Source organism: Ramlibacter agri (assembly GCF_012927085.1).
GTDB lineage: Bacteria > Pseudomonadota > Gammaproteobacteria > Burkholderiales > Burkholderiaceae_C > Ramlibacter > Ramlibacter agri.
In genome coordinates, this window is the sequence record NZ_JABBFX010000001.1 from 681,187 (window position 1) to 697,992 (window position 16,806).

The window sequence follows — 16,806 nt, forward strand, 5'->3', positions numbered from 1 at the left end:
GCGCGCACCGGAGTGCGTAGCACGGAGGTGCTCCTGTGACTCCTGGAGAAACCGATCCCTGGACCCTGTTCGTCATCTTCGGCCTGGCGGCCGTGACGGTGATCGCACGCTGCTTCTTCTTCATCCTGGACCGGCCCTGGGCCCTGCCGAACTGGGCGCACCGGGCGCTGCACTACGCGCCGGTGGCCGCGCTGGCGGCGGTCGTCGTGCCTGAAGTGGTGATGAGCAACGGCCAGCTGGTAGCGACCTGGCAGGACGCGCGGCTGTACGCAGCCGCTGCCGGCGCCCTGTTGTTCTACTGGCGCCGCAGCGTGCTGCTGACCTTGATCGGCGGCATGGCTGTGTATCTTCCGTTGCATCTCGGCCTCGGCTGGTAGCCGGTTTCCTAGAATGGATGGTTTCGCCCCTAACGAAACGCCTCCATGAAAGTCCTGCGCTTCTCCGACCTGTGCGACCAAGGCCTGGCCCGCGGCCGCCGCGTGTTCATCCGCGCCGACCTGAACGTCCCGCTGGACGATGCCGGCAACATCACCGAGGACACCCGCATCCGGGCCTCGGTGCCCTGCATCCAGATGGCGCTGGCCGGCGGCGCGGCGGTGCTGGTCACTTCGCACCTGGGCCGCCCGACCGAAGGCCAGTTCAAGCCGGAAGATTCGCTGGCGCCGGTGGCCAAGCGCCTGCAGGACCTGCTGGGCCGCCCCGTCACGCTGAAGCAGGACTGGGTGGATGGCGTCGACGTGCAGCAGGGCGAAGTCGTGCTGCTGGAAAACTGCCGCCTGAACAAGGGCGAGAAGAAGAACGACCCGGCGCTGGCGCAGAAGATGGCCGCCCTGTGCGACATCTTCGTCCATGACGCCTTCGGCACGGCGCACCGCGCCGAAGCCTCCACCTACGGCATCGCGCAGTACGCCAGGACGGCCTGCGCCGGCCCGCTGCTGGCCGCCGAGATCGATGCCATCACCAAGGCACTGGCCAATCCGAAGCGGCCCCTGGTGGCCATCGTTGCCGGCTCCAAGGTGTCGACCAAGCTCACGATCCTGAGGTCGCTGGCGGACAAGGTCGACCAGCTGGTGGTCGGCGGCGGCATCGCCAACACCTTCATGCTGGCCGCCGGCCTGCCGATCGGCAAGTCGCTGGCCGAGGCCGACCTGGTGGAGGACGCCCGCGCCGTGATCGCCGCGATGAAGGCGCGCGGCGCCGAGGTGCCGATCCCGACCGACGTGGTCGTGGCCAAGGCCTTCGCGGCCGACGCGCCGGCGACGGTCAAGGCGGCCCAGGACGTGGCGCCCGACGACCTGATCCTGGACATCGGCCCGCAGACGGCGCAGAAGCTGGCGCAGCAGCTGGGGGCGGCCGGCACCATCGTCTGGAACGGCCCGGTGGGCGTGTTCGAGTTCGACGCCTTCGCCCACGGTACCGAGACGATCGCGCGCGCGATCGCCGCGTCCGACGCCTTCAGCATCGCCGGCGGCGGCGACACCCTGGCCGCGATCGCCAAGTACGGCATCGAGCAGGACATCGGCTACATCTCCACCGGCGGTGGCGCCTTCCTCGAAGTGCTGGAGGGCAAGACCCTGCCGGCCTTCGAGATCCTGGCCAAGCGCGCGAACGGCTGACGTCTCCTGGTGGCGAACCCCCGGCCCGAGCAAGACCAGGCAGCGGCGCCCGCGATGGCGCTGCTGGCGCAGCTGCCGGGCCAGGTGGCCGTGGTCGACGCCAGCGGCCGCATCCTGGCCGTGAACGCGGGCTGGCAGCGCTTCGCTGCCGAAACCAGCCTGCCGCCCTCACGCGCCGACGGTTTCGAGCACCTGGCCCTGTGCGAGGCCGCGCATGGCGCCAATGCGGCCGAAGCGCTGGCGGCCGGCGCCGGATTCCGCGCGGTGCTGGCGGGACACAGCCGCGAGTACACGGTCGATTTCCAGTCACCCGCGCCAAGCACGCGCCGCTGGTTCCGACTGCAGGCGGTGCCGGTGGACTGGAACGGCGGACCCGCCGCCTTGTTGATGCACACCGAGATCACGGCGCTGCGGCAGGCGCGCGACGAGGTGTTGCGCCTCAACGCCAACCTCGAACGCCGCGTGCAGCGCCGCACGCGCCAGCTGGAAAACGCCAACCGCGAGCTGGAGGCCTTCTCCTATTCGGTGTCGCATGACCTGAAGGCGCCGCTGGCCGCCATCGACGGCTTCACGCAGGCGCTGCAGGAGCGGCTGCAGGGCCGGCTCGACCCGCGCGAAGCCGGCTACCTGGAGCGCGTGCGGGCCGGTGCCGGCAGCATGTTCACGCTGATCGACGCCATGCTGGCGCTGCACCAGGTGGCGCGTTCGGCACCGCTGCGCCGCGCCGACGTCGACGTGTCGCAGCTGGCGCGCGGCGTGCTGGATGAACTGCGCGCCGGCGACCCGGACCGCCTGGCCGAAGTGGAGGTCGAGCCGGCCATCCATATGCAGTGCGATGCGGCCCTGATGGCCATCGTGCTGCGCAACCTGCTGGGCAACGCCTGGAAGTTCTCCACCGGCAAGCCGCTGGTGCACGTCGCGGTGGCGCAGGACTGGGGCGGGCCGGCCGGCGCCACCACGCTCAGGATCGAGGACCACGGCGCCGGCTTCGACCCGCAGCATGCGGCCCGCCTGTTCATGCCTTTCCAGCGCCTGCACCACTCGAGCGAGTTCCCTGGCACGGGCATCGGCCTGGCCACGGTGCAGCGCATCGTGCAGCGGCACGGTGGCAGCGTGCGCGCCGAAGGCCGTCCCGGCGCCGGTGCGACCTTCTGGGTCACCTTGCCCGACGCGCAGGGCTTCGATTCCTCGCGCGAGTATTGAAGCCTCAGGCCGCGGCGAGCGAGGTCGGCCGGCCGCGGTAGTCGGTCCAGCACTGGCGGGCGAAGTCGTACAGCTTGCAGCGCCGCGCGGTGGAGAAGTACCACTTCCACGAGAAGCGCTGGATGATGATGCGGCCGGGCAGCATCTGTTCCAGCCTGGCCTGCGCCTGCTTCAGCCGGTACAGCGGGATCGTCATGTCCACGTGGTGCGCCGTGTGTTCCATGATGTTGTGCAGCACGGTGCCGACCGCCAGCGGGAAGGTCAGGTGCACGGTGGTCGACACGAAAGGCTGCGCCCGTGACCACTCGCCGCGCTCGGCGTGCCACTGCACTTCCACGTGCGTGTGGTGCACGTAGACGACGAAGCCGATCATCGCGCACCAGAACACGAAGGGCACGACGAAGCCATAGGCAAGCAGCGGCAGGAGCGGCTGCGCCGTCGCGGCGGCCACGACGGCCAGCGCGGCCAGCCACAGCAGCGCGAAGCCGCTCACCAGCAGGTTGTCCAGCACGAACACGCGGCGGCGTGTGGGCATGTGGCGGCGGTTCGGGAAGAACATGCGCTTCCACCAGATCTCCACCATGTAGTACAGGCCGGGCGCCCAGCCGCTGCGGTAGATGCGATCGAGCAGGCGCTGGCGCGGCGTGAGCGCGGCGAACTCCTGCGGCGTGTAGGGCGCCCACACGAAATCGAAACCCTTCAGGTTCGTATAGCCGTGGTGTACCACGTTGTGCCCCACGTCCCACAGGCTGTAGGGCGTGAAGGAAGGCAGGAAGGCGATGCGGCCCAGCCAATGGTTGAGGCGGCGGTTCGGCGTGAGGCTGTGGTGGCAGGCGTCGTGGCCGATGATGAAGAGCCGGCCGATGACGAATCCGGCGGCGAGGCCGCAAAACAGCTTTGCCCACCAGGCATCGAATGCGGCGACGCCGGCCAGCGCCGCGAGCAGCAGCGCGTAGTCGAACAGCAGCAGGAAGATGGGCCAGGCGGTGGTGCGTGCCGAGAGCGGTAGCAGCCACGCCCGGATCTCCTTGCGGTGCGGCATGGGCGCCGCGGCGGGAACGGGGACGAGTGGTTCGGACATGGACCTTCGATGCTAGGCCGGCTCCACGCTCGGGTTGCTGATGCGCGTCAAGCATTGGTTTGGTAACGCGCCCGTAACGGCTTCCGTGCAAGAATCCGAAACTAAATTACAAGGAACGCTATTCCATGGCCCGTCGCGCCACCAAGATCGTCGCAACCCTCGGCCCCGCTTCCAGCGACCCCGCCGTCCTCGAGCGGATGATCCGCGCCGGCGTCAACGTGGTGCGCCTGAACTTCAGCCACGGCACGGCACAGGACCACATCGACCGCGCGCGCCTGGTGCGCGAGGCCGGCCAGGCCGCAGGCCGCGAAGTGGCCATCATGGCGGACCTGCAGGGCCCGAAGATCCGCGTCGGCAAGTTCGCCGAAGGCAAGGTGATGCTGGAGCCGGGCGCGAAGTTCGTGCTGGACGCGTCGCGCACCGAGCCGGGCGACGTCAACGGCGTCGGCCTCGACTACAAGGAGCTGCCGCGCGACGTGAAGTCTGGCGACCACCTGCTGCTGAACGACGGCCTGATCGTGCTGGTGGTCGATGGCGTCAAGGGCGACCAGATCCGGACCACCGTCAAGCTCGGTGGCGTGCTGTCCAACAACAAGGGCATCAACAAGCAGGGCGGCGGCCTCACGGCGCCGGCGCTGACGGCCAAGGACATGGAGGACATCCGCACCGCGATGAGCTTCCAGGCCGACTACGTGGCGGTGAGCTTCCCCAAGAACGCCACCGACATGGAAATGGCGCGCCAGCTGTGCAACGTGGCGGCCGCGGAGTTCCGCCATAAGCCGGCGCTGATCGCGAAGATCGAGCGCGCCGAAGCGATCCCCAATCTCGAAGCGATCCTGAAGGCCAGCGACGGCATCATGGTGGCCCGTGGCGACCTCGCCGTCGAAGTCGGCAACGCCGCGGTGCCGGCGCTGCAGAAGCGCATGATCCGGATGGCGCGCGAGCATGACCGCGTGGTGATCACCGCCACGCAGATGATGGAGTCGATGATCACGGCGCCGGTGCCGACGCGCGCCGAGGTCAGCGACGTCGCCAACGCGGTGCTCGATGGCACCGACGCCGTCATGACCAGCGCCGAGACGGCGACCGGCGCCTATCCGGTGGAAGTGGTGCAGCAGATGGCCGCCATCTGCGCCGAGGCGGAAATGGCCGAAGACGTGAAGCTCGATGCCGACTTCACCGGCATGCACTTCTCGCGCATCGACCAGTCGATCGCCATGGGCGCCCTCTTCACGGCCTACCACCTCGGTTGCAAGGCGATCGTGGCGCTGACCGATTCGGGTTCCACGGCCCTCTGGATGAGCCGGCACCGCATCCACATCCCGATCTACGCGCTCACGCCCAAGCTGGTGACGCAGCGCAAGATGGCCCTGTACCGCAACGTGCGGCCGCTGCTGATGGACCAGAGCGCCGAACGCGACATGGCCCTGGCCGAGGCGGAAGCGCACCTGAAGAAGCGTGGCATCGTGGCGTCGGGCGACATCTACGCCATCACCTGCGGCGAGCCGATGGGCGCGCCGGGTGGCACCAACATGTTGAAGATCTGCCGGGCGGTGTAATCCTCCGGCGGCGCCTCAACCGCTAAAATCCCGGCAGTTACCACGCGGTTACATCGACCGCGCGCACCCTTTCGACCTACAGGAATTGCCATGCCTCTCGTCTCCATGCGCGAACTGCTGGATCATGCCGCCGCCAATGGCTATGGCATCCCGGCCTTCAACGTCAACAACCTCGAGCAGGTCCAGGCCGTCATGGAAGCGGCCAAGGAAACCAACGCGCCGGTGATCCTGCAGGCCAGCGCGGGCGCCCGCAAGTACGCCGGCGAAAGCTTCATCAAGCACCTGATCTCCGCCGCGATCGAGGCCTATCCGCAGATCCCGCTGGTGATGCACCAGGACCACGGGCAGAACCCCGACGTCTGCCAGGGCGCCATCAACCTGGGCTTCTCCTCGGTGATGATGGACGGCTCGCTGGAGGCCGACGGCAAGACCATCGCCAGCTACGACTACAACATCGACGTCACCCGCAAGGTGGTCGACATGGCGCACAAGCTGGGCGTCACCGTCGAAGGCGAACTGGGCTGCCTGGGCTCGCTGGAAACCATGAAGGGCGACAAGGAAGACGGCCACGGCACCGACGCCACGATGACGCGCGAGCAGCTGCTGACCGATCCCGAGCAGGCCGCCGACTTCGTCAAGCGCACGCAGCTGGACGCGCTGGCCATCGCCATCGGCACCAGCCACGGCGCCTACAAGTTCACCCGCAAGCCCACCGGCGACATCCTGGCGATCGACCGCATCAAGGAAATCCACCGCCGCATCCCCAACACGCACCTGGTGATGCACGGCTCCTCCTCCGTGCCGCAGGACCTGCTGGCCATCATCCGCCAGTACGGCGGCAACATGAAGGAAACCTACGGCGTGCCGGTCGAGGAGATCCAGCACGCCATCAAGTTCGGCGTGCGCAAGATCAACATCGACACCGACATCCGCCTGGCGATGACGGGCGCGGCGCGCAAGTTCCTGGCCGAGAACCCCGAGAAGTTCGACATGCGCGAGTGGATGAAGCCCGCGCGCGAGGCGGCCAAGCAGATCTGCAAGCAGCGCTACATCGAGTTCGGCTGCGAAGGCCAGGCCGGCAAGATCAAGGGCGAAACCCTGCAGGTCGTGGCGGCCAAGTACTCCAAGGGCGAGCTGGCGCAAGTCGTCAACTGACCCCAGCCTGAGATAATCGGCGACGGCCCGTGGCTCCCACGGGCCGTCTTGCCTTTTGGGAACACCTGCAATGGCCACCGCCCTCCACACCTCCAACATCACCTCGCTGCCCCTGCTGGCCCGCGGCAAGGTGCGCGACAACTATGCGGTCGGAACCGACCGCATCCTGATGGTGGCGAGCGACCGCCTCTCGGCCTTCGACGTGATCATGGGCGAGCCCATTCCCGGCAAGGGCGAGATCCTGACCCGGATGGCGCTGTTCTGGTTCGCCCGGCTGGGCCACGTCTGCCCCAACCACCTGACCGGCGCGGCGCCCGAAAGCGTGGTGACGCCGGCCGAAGTGGCGCAGGTGAAGGGTCGCTCCATGCTGGTCAAGCGCCTGCAGCCCATCATGGTGGAAGCCGTGGTGCGCGGCTACCTGGCGGGCAGCGGCTGGAAGGAATACCAGGAGTCGCAGTCGGTCTGCGGCGTCACGTTGCCGGCCGGCCTGCGCAATGCGGGCAAGCTGCCGCAGCCGATCTTCACGCCGGCGGCCAAGGCCACCAGCGGCCACGACGAGAACGTCTCCTTCGAGCGCGTGGTGGAGATGATCGGCCCCGACCTGGCCGAGAAGATCCGCGCCACCAGCATCCGCATCTACCAGGAAGCGGCGGACTTCGCGCTGACCAAGGGCCTGATCATTGCCGACACCAAGTTCGAGTTCGGCCTCGATGAAAAGGGCGAGCTGGTGCTGATGGACGAGGTGCTGACGCCCGATTCCTCGCGCTACTGGCCGGTGGAAGGCTACGAAGCGGCCTACGCCAAGGGCGAGAACCCGCCCAGCTACGACAAGCAGTTCGTGCGCGACTGGCTGGAAAGCGTGCGCATCGACGGCCACCCCTGGGACAAGACGCCGCCCGCGCCGCGCCTGCCCAAGGAAGTGATCGAGAAGACGGCGGCGAAGTACCGCGAGGCGCTGGAGCGCCTCACCGGTTAACTCAGCACCACGCTCGACAGCCGCCGGCGGTAGCTCGCCACCATCGGGTCGTCGGGCGGGATCTGGCCTTCGGCGACCTTGGGCCGGGGCTGCTCGATGATCTCCAGGATCGCAATGTAGGTCTTGCGCGCCAGGTCCTCGTTCCAGGCCTTGTCGCGCATCAGGATCTCCAGCAGCTCGTCCATCGCGGCCGTCCATTGCTGCTGTGCCAGCAGCAGCCGGGCCTTGTCGAAGCGGGCCTGGAAGTCGCGCTTGTTGGCGGCGATCCTGGCGTCCAGTTCGGCGGCCGGGGGATTGCCGGCCTGGAAAGCCAGGGCGTCCAGCCAGCGCGCCAGCGCGTCCAGGCGGCGCACCAGCCCGGTCTTGTTGGCCACCGGCTCGAAGGCGCGGCGGGCGTCCGCCTCGCGGCCGGCCAGCAGCAGGGCCTTCACGTAGTCGAAGCGGGCGTCGTCGTTGGCCGGGTCGGTGGCCACGGCGTGCTGCAGCTTTTCCAGCTGGGCGGCCGGGTCGTCGCTTTCCGGGTCCTCGGCGGGCAGCTCTTCTTCCTCTTCCTCGGCCGCCAGCGCCTGGACGTGCTTGTCGAGGAATTCGCGCACCTGGCCCTCGGGCAGCGCGCCCATGAAGCCGTCCACCGGCTGGCCGTTCTTCAGCAGGACCACCGTCGGGATGCTGCGGATACCGAAGGCCTGGGCCAGCTGCTGCTCCTCGTCGGAGTTGATCTTGACCAGCTTGAAGCCGCCGCCATAGGCGGTTTCCAGCTTTTCCAGGATCGGGCCGATGGCCTTGCAGGGCCCGCACCACGGCGCCCAGAAGTCCACCAGCACCGGCTGGCTCATGGAGGCGGCGATCACCTCCTGCTCGAAGTTCTCGATGGTGACGTCGATCATTCCGGTTCGCTCTCGTTCAATTCGTAAAATCAGGGGATGAGCAGCAAAGTGTCCATTGGTGTGGTGATGGGTTCCAGCAGCGACTGGGACACCATGCAGCATGCGGTCCAGATTCTCCAGGAATTCGGCATCGCGCATGAAGCGAAGGTGGTTTCGGCGCACCGCATGCCCGACGACATGTTCGCCTATGCCGAGGCGGCGGCCGGCCGCGGGCTCAAGGCGATCATTGCCGGCGCCGGTGGCGCCGCCCACCTGCCCGGCATGCTGGCGGCCAAGACCACGGTGCCCGTGCTGGGCGTGCCGGTGGCCAGCCGCCACCTGCAGGGCGTGGATTCGCTGCACAGCATCGTGCAGATGCCCAAGGGCATCCCGGTCGCGACCTTCGCCATCGGCACCGCCGGCGCGGCCAATGCGGCCCTGTTCGCCGTGGCCATGCTGGCCAACGAAGACCCGAAGCTGCGCGCGCAGCTGGAGGCCTTCCGCATCCGCCAGACCGAGGCCGCGCGCGCCATGACCCTGCCCCCGAAAGAAATGCCATGACGGTTTTGCTGCCGGGTGCGACCCTGGGCGTGATGGGTGGCGGCCAATTGGGCCGCATGTTCGTGCACGCCGCCCAGCGCATGGGCTATTTCACCGCGGTGCTGGACCCGGATGCGTCCAGCCCCGCCGGCCGCGTCAGCCACCATCACGTGCAGGCGGATTACCTCGACGAGGCCGGCCTCGCCAAGCTGGCCAGCCAGGCCGACGCGATCACCACCGAATTCGAGAACGTGCCGGCGCAGGCGCTGGCCCGCCTGGCCGCGCAGCGCTTCGTTGCGCCCGCCGCCGCGGCGGTGGCGATCGCGCAGGACCGCGCGCTGGAAAAAGAGCACTTCACCCGCTGCGGCGTGCCCTGCGCCCCGAACGCGGTGGTGAACGACGAACAGGATCTCGCCCGCATTGGCGACGACCTGTTGCCCGGCATCCTCAAGACCGCCCGCCTCGGCTACGACGGCAAGGGCCAGGTGCGGGTGCGCACGCGCGAGGAGCTGCGCGCGGCCTGGGACGGCCTCAAGCGCGCGCCCTGCGTGCTCGAAAAGATGCTGCCGCTGGCCTTCGAGTGCTCGGTGGTGGTGGCGCGCGGGCGCGATGGCGCCATCGTGCATTTGCCGGTGCAGCACAACCTGCACCGCGACGGCATCCTCGCGGTGACCGAGGTCTACGCTGGCAACGTGGCGCCGGACCAGGCGCAGCGCGCGATCGAAGCCACGAAGGCCATCGCCGCCGGCCTGCAGTACGTCGGCGTGCTGTGCGTGGAGTTCTTCGGCCTGGAAGACGGCTCGCTGGTGGTCAACGAGATGGCCCCGCGGCCGCACAACAGCGGCCACTGGAGCATCGAGGGGGCGGACGTCTCGCAGTTCGAGCTGCAGGTGCGCACGCTCGCCGGGCTGCCGCTCACGCAGCCGCGGCAGCACAGTCCTTCCATCATGCTGAACCTGCTGGGCGACCTCTGGTTCGCACGCGGCGCGGAAGCGGTCACGCCCGACTGGGCCGCCGTGCTGGCGCTGCCTGGCACGCACCTGCACCTTTACGGCAAGACCGAGGCCCGCAAGGGCCGCAAGATGGGCCACCTCACGCTCACCGGCCCCAGCGTGGAAGCCGTGCGCGCCGCCGCGAGGCAGGCCTGCGCCCTGCTGGGCCTGCCGGGGTTCTGAGCATGATCGTCGACGGCCACGCGGAATCCTCGATCCAACAGGCGGCGCAGGTGCTGGCCGCCGGCGGCCAGGTCGCCTTCCCCACCGAGACGGTCTACGGCCTCGGCGCCAACGCGGGTGACGACGGCGCGGTAGCGGGCATTTTCGCCGCCAAGGGCCGGCCCAGCGACCACCCGCTGATCGTGCACGTGCCGGATGCAGCGACGGCCTCGCGCTTTGCGGCGCAGGTGCCGCCGGTGGCGCAGAAGCTGATGGCCGCCTTCTGGCCCGGCCCGCTGACCCTGATCCTGCCGCGCCGCCCCGAGATGGGCGCGGCGTCGGCCGGCGGCCAGGCCACCATCGGCCTGCGTTGCCCGGCCCACCCGGTGGCGCATGCGCTGCTGCTGGCCTGTGCGCAGGCCAACCCGCCGGTGCTGGGGCTGGCCGCGCCAAGCGCCAACCGCTTCGGCCGGGTCAGCCCGACGACCGCGCAGCACGTCGCCGGCGAGTTCCCGCCGGACCTGCTGGTGCTGGATGGCGGCGCCACGCCGGTGGGCATCGAATCTGCCATCGTCGACTGCACCCGGGGCGCCCCGGTGCTGCTGCGCCCGGGCACGCTGACGCGCGAGCAGATCGAGGCGGCCTGCGGCGAGCGCGTGCGCCTGCCGCACGAGATGGACAGCGCCGCGCCGCGCGCTTCCGGCACGCTGGAGTCGCACTACGCGCCCAATGCCAAGGTGCGCCTGATGGACGCGCGCAGCCTGCAGACGGCGCTGGACGTGCTGGGCGACGACGCCAAGGCCGTCGCGGTATACGCCCGCAGCGTGCAGCGCGCCCGCGGTGCGCGCCTGCGCCGCATGCCGGACGATCCGGCCGAGACCGCCCGCCAGCTGTTCGCGGTGCTGCGCGAGTTCGACGCTGCCGGCGTCAAGCTGATCTGGGTGGAAACACCGCCCGACACCCCCGAATGGGAAGGCGTGCGCGACCGCCTCCGTCGGGCCGCCGCGGGCTGATACCGATCGTTTACACGGGGGTCGTTACACTCCCGGCTTCCCCTCTGGAAAGAAGCTTCACATGGCAACCAAGTTGTTGCGCCGAGCCCTGCTGCTGGTGGCAGCGGCCTCGGCCCTGGTGCTCGCGGCCTGCGGCGGCGGCACCGTCGATTCCAAGTTCACGCCGGACCGCATCGTGGTGTTCGGCGACGCGGTGGCCGACCTCGGCCAGAACGGCGCCCGCTACACGGTCAACGACGGCTCGGTGAACAACTGGACCACCGTCATCGCCAACAACTACGGTCGCGCGCTGGCAGCTTCGGTGAACGGCGGCCTTTCCTACGCGATCGGCAATGCCCGCGTGACGCAGACCCCGGACGCCGCCGGCAACGCCGCCACGCCGACGGTGGCGCAGCAGGTCAGCACCTTCCTGGCCAGCCACGGCTCCGGCTCCACCGACTTGGTGATCTTCAACGGCGGCACCTCCGACGTCATCGTGCAGACCAAGGCCGTGCTGGACGGCACCATCACCCAGGCGCAGGCCATGGCCAACCTGGACCAGGCGGGCCACGACCTGTCCGACCAGGTGCGCCGCGTGCTGGCTGCCGGCGCCACCCACGTGGTGGTGGTGGGGCCCTACAACATGGGCCGTTCCGTGTGGGCGCAGATCGCCACCAGCACGTCGCTGATGGAACAGCTCTCGCTGCAGTTCAACAACCGCCTGCTGGTGAACATGGTGGACCTGGGCGACCGCGTGCTGTACGTGGATGCCGCGTTCTACTTCAACCTGGTGACCTCGTCGCCGAGCAGCTACAGCTTCAACAACGTCTCGGGCGCCGTCTGCAACTCGGTCGACGCGGGCCCCGGCATCGGGACCGGCCTGGGCCGGATCAATTCCAACCTGTGCACGACGTCGACCCTGATCGCGACGGACTACAACCACTACGTGTTCGCGGACCTGGTCTACATGACGCCGCAGAGCCAGTCGCTGTTCGGCGACTACGCCTTGAGCCGCATCCACGACCGTTGGTGATCCTTAGGGTGCGCAGCTTGCTGCGCACCTGTGCTCAAGGCAGGCGCGCGGTCCAATCCACCAGCGCCTGCACCGCCGGCCGCAGCTGCGCGGCCCGTGGGTGGTTGGCCACCGCCACCAGGATGTAGCGCCGGCCCTGCGGGCCGTGCACGTAGCCCGCATAGGCGGACACGTCGTTCAGGCTGCCGGTCTTCAGGTGGGCCAGGCCGACGTTCTGGCGCACGCGCCGCAGCGTGCCGTCCAGGCCCAGCGCCGGCAGCGAGGCGACGAAATCCGGCATCAGCGGCGAAGCCCAGGCCGCCTGCAGCAGCTGCCCCAGCTGGCGCGGCGTGATGCTCTCCATGCGCGACAGCCCCGAGCCATTCTCGGTCACCGGCGGCTCGCCGCCGAAACGCTCCCGCCACCAGCCGCGCAGCACCTCGCGCGAGCCTTCCCAGGTGCCGGTGCCCTTGTCGCGCAGGCTCAGCGTCAGGAACACCTGCTGCGCCATCACGTTGTTGCTGTACTTGTTGATGTCGCGGATCACCTCCGCCAGCGGCGGTGAAGCGAATTCGAAAGCGGGCTGCAGGCCCGCCGGGACCCGGCCATCGCGCACCTGCCCGGCCAGTTCGCCACCGATCTCGCGCCATTGCGCGGCAATCACGCGCGGCGTGTAGGCGGCCGGGTCGGGATACGCCAGCTGCCAGGTCTTCTCGCCACACGCGGCCGGGAAGCTGCCGGCGAAGCGGATGCGCTCCGGCTTGGAAAAGTCGGCCCGCAGCGGCGTGATCCAGTCGCCGCATTCGCCGCGCGCCAGCGGCACGCTCGCGGGCCATTGCACGCCGGCCAGGTGCGGCTCCACGCTGATGCGCGCCTGCTGGCCCTGCGGCGTGATCGTGATGGCGACCGACTTGAAGTTGACCAGCAGCGCCTCGGGCGCGGCGTTGTAGGGCCGCAGCGGCTGGCCGTCGAAGGCGGCCGGGTCCTGCGGCGGCAGCGCGAAGGCGCTGCGATCCAGCACGATGTCGCCGGCAATCCGGTGGATGCCCAGGTCCTGCACGCGTTTGAGCAGCAGCCACAGGCGTTCCATCACCAGCTTGGGGTCGCCCTGGCCGCGGATGTAGACATTGCCCTGCAGCACGCCGTCGCGCACCGGCCCTTCCACGTAGACCGGCGTGCTCCAGGTGGCGGTGGGACCGAGCAGTTCCAGGGCGCCGTAGGTGGTGACCAGCTTGGCGACGGAAGCGGGGTTGACTGCCGTATCGGCACGCCAGGCGACGCGGGGCGGGCCGCCTTCGGCCGGTAGCACCAGCACCGAGACGGCGTCGCGCGGCAGTTGGGCGCTGTCCAGCGCCTGCTCGACTTCCGGGGGCAGGCCCTGCGCGGCGGCCGCGAGGGCGGCGAGCACGGCCACCGAGGCCACGAAATTGCGGGCAAGGCGGCACGACAAAGGCATGCGGCCCATTATGGTGCTCCCTCCCCGGGATAATGGCGGCTCCCGTGAAACTGCTTGCCTTCGACACCAGCACCGAGCTGCTCTCCATCGCCCTCCAGCCCGGCGCCGGCCAGCCGGTGCTGGCGCACGCGGGCGCGGGCGGCGCGCAGGCTTCCGCCAGCCTGATCCCCGCCATCGAGCGCCTGCTCGCCCAGGCGGGGCTCGCGCTGCGCGAGCTGGATGCCATCACTTTCGGCCGCGGCCCAGGTTCCTTCACGGGCTTGCGCACGGCTTGTGCCGTGGCGCAGGGCCTGGCCTTCGGCGCCGGCCGGCCGGTGCTGCCCATCGACACCCTGCTGGCCGTGGCCGAGGACGCCCACGGACGCACCGGCGCCACCGAGGTGGTCGCCGTGCTCGATGCCCGCATGGGCGAGGTCTACTGGGCCGCGTACCGGCGACACGCATCCGGCGCCTGGACCACCGAGACGGCGCCGCGCCTGTGCCGGCCCGAAGCGGTGGAAGCGCCATCGGGCTGGACCATCGCCGGCAACGTCCCGGCGATGCCCGTGCCCGGCGACGGTCCGCGGGTCGATGCGCTCCCCACCGCCGCGGCCTTGCTGCGGCTGGCGCCGGCCGAGTTGGCCTTGCATCACGCCGGGCGCGCGCAGGACGCGCTTCCGCTCTACATCCGGGACAAAGTGGCGCAAACTACCGAGGAACGCGCCGCCGAGCGCGCCCGCAAGGAGATGGACCGGGGGTCGCGCCCCGGGGTGGTATGAGCGCAGTCTTCAAGACCGTCGAAGCGGGCTTCGAGCCCATGACCGAAGCCCGGCTGGACGAGGTGGTCGCCATCGAGCGGGCCGCCTACGGCCATCCCTGGACGCGCGGCAACTTCGCCGATTCGCTGCGCTCCGGCTACCACGCGCAGCTGCTGTGCGCCGGCGAGCAGCTCCTGGGCTACTTCGTGGCCATGAAGGGCGTCGACGAAGTCCACCTCCTGAACATCACCGTGACGCCGGCGTTCCAGGGCCAGGGCTGGGGCCGGATCATGCTGGACGCGCTGGCCCTGTGGGCGCGTGCTGAAGGCGCACAGTGGCTGTGGCTGGAAGTGCGCACCAGCAACGCGCGCGCGCAGCAGGTGTACCAGCGCTATGGCTACCGGCGAGTGGGCGAGCGCAAGAACTACTACCCGGCCGAGGATGGGCGCGAGGACGCCATCGTCATGAGCTACAAGCTATGAGCCTGGACCTCGACGAACGCCAGCGGGCGATGCTGGCTGAAATGGGCGTGCGGGTGTTCTGGCCCGCCGCGCGCGAAGAAGAGGCCATCCTCGAGGCGCTGCCCGCTGACGAACCCGTAGTGGCGCGCGCTGCGCCTGCGCCTGCGCCCGCCCCGGCACCGGTCGCCGCGCCCCCGGTCGCGCGTCCGGTCGCCCCGCCCGTGGTGGCGGCCCCGGTTGTCGCGCGGGCCGAAGGCCGCCTGCGCATCCCCGGCATCGAAGTGATGGAGTGGGACGCCCTGCAGCAGGCCGTGGCCAGCTGCGAGGCCTGCAAGCTGTGCGAAGGCCGCCGCAACACCGTGTTCGGCGTCGGCGACCAGCAGGCCGACTGGCTGGTTGTTGGCGAGGCCCCCGGCGAGAACGAGGACCTGCAGGGCGAACCCTTCGTCGGCCAGGCCGGCAAGCTCCTGGACAACATGCTGGCGGCGCTGGGCCTGAACCGGCGCGAGCGCGTCTACATCGCGAACGTGCTGAAGTGCCGCCCACCCGGCAACCGCAACCCGGAGCCGGAAGAAGTGGCGCAGTGCGAGCCCTTCCTGCGCCGGCAGGTGGAACTGCTGCAGCCGAAGATCATCCTGGCGATGGGGCGCTTCGCGGTGCAGACATTGCTGCAGACGAACGAACCGATCGGCCGCCTGCGCGGGCGCGTCCACCAGTACAACGGCGTGCCGGTGGTGGTGACCTACCACCCGGCCTACCTGCTGCGCAACCTGCCGGACAAGGCCAAGGCCTGGGCCGACCTGTGCCTGGCGCAGGCCGTGCTGCGCGAGCGCAGCTGAGGATCAGGCCAGCTTCGGCGTGAAAGCGTGCGGCGCCAGGGTGCGCGCCGCGTAATCGATGCCGCTGAAGGCCGCGTAATCGGCCACGCTGCGCTGGCAGCCCAGTCCGTAGGCTCCCAGCGGCTCGCCCGCCACCAAGGCGGCCAGCCGGTCGCGTGAACGCTGCTCGCGCGCCCACCAGGGCTCGCTGCGCAGCGCCTCGTGCGCGGCGTCCCAGTGCAGCGGACGCGGCGGCGCGCCGGACTGCGCATCGTTGTACAGGTGGCGGATCGGCAGCCGTGGCATGTGGAACAGGTCCCAGCCATGCGTGTAGAGCCGCAAGGCGAGCGCTTGCTCCTCGCCGTGGAAGTAGAACCAGGGATCGTAGGGGAAGGCTTGCGCAAAGCGCCCCGGCGCGAACAGGCAGCCGGCGCCCAGGTGGAAGGCAGGCAGCGGCGCCTCACCGTCCACGGGATGGGCCTCGAACGACAGCACCGGGTGGTCCGCCTCGAAGGCGACGCCCGGCTTCAGCACGTGGGCCAGCACGCCCCCGCCCGGCCCGCGCAGCACCGGCCGGCCGGCTTCGAAGGCAAAAGCCGGCGGGTAGGAGGAAATCACGATCCCGCGCTCCGGCGCGCCGAGCGCGCGCGCCTGTTCGACCAGCTTCTCGTCCCAGCCCGCTTCGAAATCCATGTGCGAGTCGAGCTGCAGGAACCAGTCCTCGCCGTCGTACAGCGACAACGCGATGGCGCGCGCCCAGCACGGGCCGCGCGCCTGCAGTGCGTCGATGCGCACTTCGCTGACGCGCGTTGCGGGCGGTTGCGATGCCGCCTCCATGCCAGGCAGCGCCTGGTCGACGATGCCGAAATGCAGGCCGTCCGGATGGCGCGCCGTTTCCACCGCCCGCTGCAGCGTGAACGGCAGGACGGGGTCGCAATACGAAGCGATGGAGACGAACAGAGTGCGCACGTTTTCACTGCATGGTAGCAAGCACGCCACGCTCCGGCAGCAGCCAAATGGTGCGCCTCACCCTTTCGGTTCATTGCGACACTTGTAACGCTGTGCTACCTTCGACGGGCAATGGCGCCCGTCGCGATCCCCTCGGTACATTCCGGGTTGCGCGGCGCGCCGCAGAACACCAATCTGACGGGTCACGCCAGTCCGGCCTCGCGAGAGGCGG

17 protein-coding genes are annotated in these 16,806 nt (G+C 69.6%); 13 read left to right on the plus strand and 4 right to left on the minus strand.

From position 1 onward, the window contains the following. The first annotated feature begins 35 nt into the window (after positions 1-35). The 3 genes from HHL11_RS03275 to HHL11_RS03285 are packed head-to-tail and all read left to right on the plus strand — an operon-like array spanning position 36 to position 2,819. Positions 36-377: an AzlD domain-containing protein gene (locus HHL11_RS03275; protein WP_169417011.1), complete on the plus strand. Its 342-nt coding sequence runs from the start codon at positions 36-38 to the stop codon at positions 375-377. A 45-nt stretch (positions 378-422) separates the two neighbouring features. Next, positions 423-1,616: a phosphoglycerate kinase gene (locus HHL11_RS03280; RefSeq protein WP_169417012.1), complete on the plus strand. Its 1,194-nt coding sequence runs from the start codon at positions 423-425 to the stop codon at positions 1,614-1,616. A 9-nt stretch (positions 1,617-1,625) separates the two neighbouring features. Beyond that, the gene (locus HHL11_RS03285; RefSeq protein ID WP_169417013.1) at positions 1,626-2,819 is read left to right on the plus strand and encodes an ATP-binding protein; all 1,194 of its coding nucleotides are present in this window, start codon (positions 1,626-1,628) and stop codon (positions 2,817-2,819) included. 4 nt (positions 2,820-2,823) lie between these two features. Here the strand turns inward: HHL11_RS03285 and HHL11_RS03290 are convergent, their stop codons facing one another. Beyond that, positions 2,824-3,900, minus strand: coding sequence for a fatty acid desaturase (locus HHL11_RS03290; protein WP_169417014.1), 1,077 nt, complete (start codon positions 3,898-3,900; stop codon positions 2,824-2,826). Between the two features lie 125 nt (positions 3,901-4,025). Here HHL11_RS03290 and pyk point away from each other — a divergent pair, with 125 nt between their 5' ends. The 3 genes from pyk (at position 4,026) to HHL11_RS03305 (ending at position 7,590) form a co-directional block, all read left to right on the plus strand. Then, positions 4,026-5,459 (plus strand): pyruvate kinase, encoded by a 1,434-nt coding sequence (pyk, locus tag HHL11_RS03295; protein WP_169417015.1) that lies wholly within the window; start codon positions 4,026-4,028, stop codon positions 5,457-5,459. A gap of 90 nt (positions 5,460-5,549) precedes the next feature. Continuing rightward, a complete protein-coding gene (gene fba, locus HHL11_RS03300) occupies positions 5,550-6,614 on the plus strand; it encodes a class II fructose-bisphosphate aldolase (protein ID WP_169417016.1) in 1,065 nt (354 codons plus the stop codon). A 70-nt stretch (positions 6,615-6,684) separates the two neighbouring features. Further along, complete coding sequence (locus HHL11_RS03305) at positions 6,685-7,590, plus strand: phosphoribosylaminoimidazolesuccinocarboxamide synthase (protein ID WP_169417017.1); 906 nt, start codon at positions 6,685-6,687, stop codon at positions 7,588-7,590. On the opposite strand, the gene trxA is transcribed toward HHL11_RS03305, so the two are convergent. Beyond that, positions 7,587-8,477 carry a thioredoxin gene (trxA, locus tag HHL11_RS03310; protein ID WP_169417018.1) on the minus strand — a complete coding sequence of 297 codons (891 nt, stop codon included), beginning with the start codon at positions 8,475-8,477 and terminating at the stop codon, positions 7,587-7,589. The genes HHL11_RS03305 and trxA overlap by 4 nt on opposite strands. A 36-nt stretch (positions 8,478-8,513) precedes the next feature. Here trxA and purE point away from each other — a divergent pair, with 36 nt between their 5' ends. The 4 genes from purE (at position 8,514) to HHL11_RS03330 (ending at position 12,175) form a co-directional block, all read left to right on the plus strand. Further along, positions 8,514-9,017 (plus strand): 5-(carboxyamino)imidazole ribonucleotide mutase, encoded by a 504-nt coding sequence (gene purE, locus HHL11_RS03315; protein WP_169417019.1) that lies wholly within the window; start codon positions 8,514-8,516, stop codon positions 9,015-9,017. After that, a complete protein-coding gene (locus HHL11_RS03320) occupies positions 9,014-10,171 on the plus strand; it encodes a 5-(carboxyamino)imidazole ribonucleotide synthase (RefSeq protein WP_169417020.1) in 1,158 nt (385 codons plus the stop codon). The genes purE and HHL11_RS03320 overlap by 4 nt, the downstream gene beginning before the upstream one ends. A gap of 2 nt (positions 10,172-10,173) precedes the next feature. After that, positions 10,174-11,163, plus strand: a complete 990-nt coding sequence (locus HHL11_RS03325; protein ID WP_169417021.1) for an L-threonylcarbamoyladenylate synthase — start codon at positions 10,174-10,176, stop codon at positions 11,161-11,163. Between the two features lie 61 nt (positions 11,164-11,224). After that, positions 11,225-12,175, plus strand: coding sequence for an SGNH/GDSL hydrolase family protein (locus HHL11_RS03330; protein WP_169417022.1), 951 nt, complete (start codon positions 11,225-11,227; stop codon positions 12,173-12,175). A gap of 34 nt (positions 12,176-12,209) precedes the next feature. On the opposite strand, the gene dacB is transcribed toward HHL11_RS03330, so the two are convergent. Then, positions 12,210-13,610: a D-alanyl-D-alanine carboxypeptidase/D-alanyl-D-alanine endopeptidase gene (gene dacB / locus HHL11_RS03335; RefSeq protein WP_169417023.1), complete on the minus strand. Its 1,401-nt coding sequence runs from the start codon at positions 13,608-13,610 to the stop codon at positions 12,210-12,212. 44 nt (positions 13,611-13,654) lie between these two features. Between dacB and tsaB the strand changes: the two genes are divergently transcribed. The 3 genes from tsaB to HHL11_RS03350 are packed head-to-tail and all read left to right on the plus strand — an operon-like array spanning position 13,655 to position 15,647. Next, positions 13,655-14,368 carry a tRNA (adenosine(37)-N6)-threonylcarbamoyltransferase complex dimerization subunit type 1 TsaB gene (gene tsaB, locus HHL11_RS03340; RefSeq protein WP_169417024.1) on the plus strand — a complete coding sequence of 238 codons (714 nt, stop codon included), beginning with the start codon at positions 13,655-13,657 and terminating at the stop codon, positions 14,366-14,368. After that, complete coding sequence (rimI, locus tag HHL11_RS03345) at positions 14,365-14,829, plus strand: ribosomal protein S18-alanine N-acetyltransferase (protein ID WP_169417025.1); 465 nt, start codon at positions 14,365-14,367, stop codon at positions 14,827-14,829. The genes tsaB and rimI overlap by 4 nt, the downstream gene beginning before the upstream one ends. Then, positions 14,826-15,647, plus strand: a complete 822-nt coding sequence (locus tag HHL11_RS03350; protein ID WP_169417026.1) for a uracil-DNA glycosylase — start codon at positions 14,826-14,828, stop codon at positions 15,645-15,647. The genes rimI and HHL11_RS03350 overlap by 4 nt, the downstream gene beginning before the upstream one ends. A 3-nt stretch (positions 15,648-15,650) precedes the next feature. Here the strand turns inward: HHL11_RS03350 and HHL11_RS03355 are convergent, their stop codons facing one another. Continuing rightward, a complete protein-coding gene (locus HHL11_RS03355; protein ID WP_169417027.1) occupies positions 15,651-16,595 on the minus strand; it encodes a GlcNAc-transferase family protein in 945 nt (314 codons plus the stop codon). Between the last annotated feature and the right edge of the window lie 211 nt (positions 16,596-16,806).

What these genes read in the sequence shown, in the direction of transcription:
- HHL11_RS03280 (WP_169417012.1), top strand. Translation starts at nt 423, where the DNA reads ATGAAAGTCCTGCGCTTCTCCGACCTGTGCGACCAAGGCCTGGCCCGC.
- HHL11_RS03290 (WP_169417014.1), bottom strand. Translation starts at nt 3,900, where the DNA reads ATGTCCGAACCACTCGTCCCCGTTCCCGCCGCGGCGCCCATGCCGCAC.
- pyk (WP_169417015.1), top strand. Translation starts at nt 4,026, where the DNA reads ATGGCCCGTCGCGCCACCAAGATCGTCGCAACCCTCGGCCCCGCTTCC.
- fba (WP_169417016.1), top strand. Translation starts at nt 5,550, where the DNA reads ATGCCTCTCGTCTCCATGCGCGAACTGCTGGATCATGCCGCCGCCAAT.
- HHL11_RS03305 (WP_169417017.1), top strand. Translation starts at nt 6,685, where the DNA reads ATGGCCACCGCCCTCCACACCTCCAACATCACCTCGCTGCCCCTGCTG.
- trxA (WP_169417018.1), bottom strand. Translation starts at nt 8,477, where the DNA reads ATGATCGACGTCACCATCGAGAACTTCGAGCAGGAGGTGATCGCCGCC.
- purE (WP_169417019.1), top strand. Translation starts at nt 8,514, where the DNA reads ATGAGCAGCAAAGTGTCCATTGGTGTGGTGATGGGTTCCAGCAGCGAC.
- HHL11_RS03320 (WP_169417020.1), top strand. Translation starts at nt 9,014, where the DNA reads ATGACGGTTTTGCTGCCGGGTGCGACCCTGGGCGTGATGGGTGGCGGC.
- HHL11_RS03325 (WP_169417021.1), top strand. Translation starts at nt 10,174, where the DNA reads ATGATCGTCGACGGCCACGCGGAATCCTCGATCCAACAGGCGGCGCAG.
- HHL11_RS03330 (WP_169417022.1), top strand. Translation starts at nt 11,225, where the DNA reads ATGGCAACCAAGTTGTTGCGCCGAGCCCTGCTGCTGGTGGCAGCGGCC.
- dacB (WP_169417023.1), bottom strand. Translation starts at nt 13,610, where the DNA reads ATGCCTTTGTCGTGCCGCCTTGCCCGCAATTTCGTGGCCTCGGTGGCC.
- rimI (WP_169417025.1), top strand. Translation starts at nt 14,365, where the DNA reads ATGAGCGCAGTCTTCAAGACCGTCGAAGCGGGCTTCGAGCCCATGACC.
- HHL11_RS03350 (WP_169417026.1), top strand. Translation starts at nt 14,826, where the DNA reads ATGAGCCTGGACCTCGACGAACGCCAGCGGGCGATGCTGGCTGAAATG.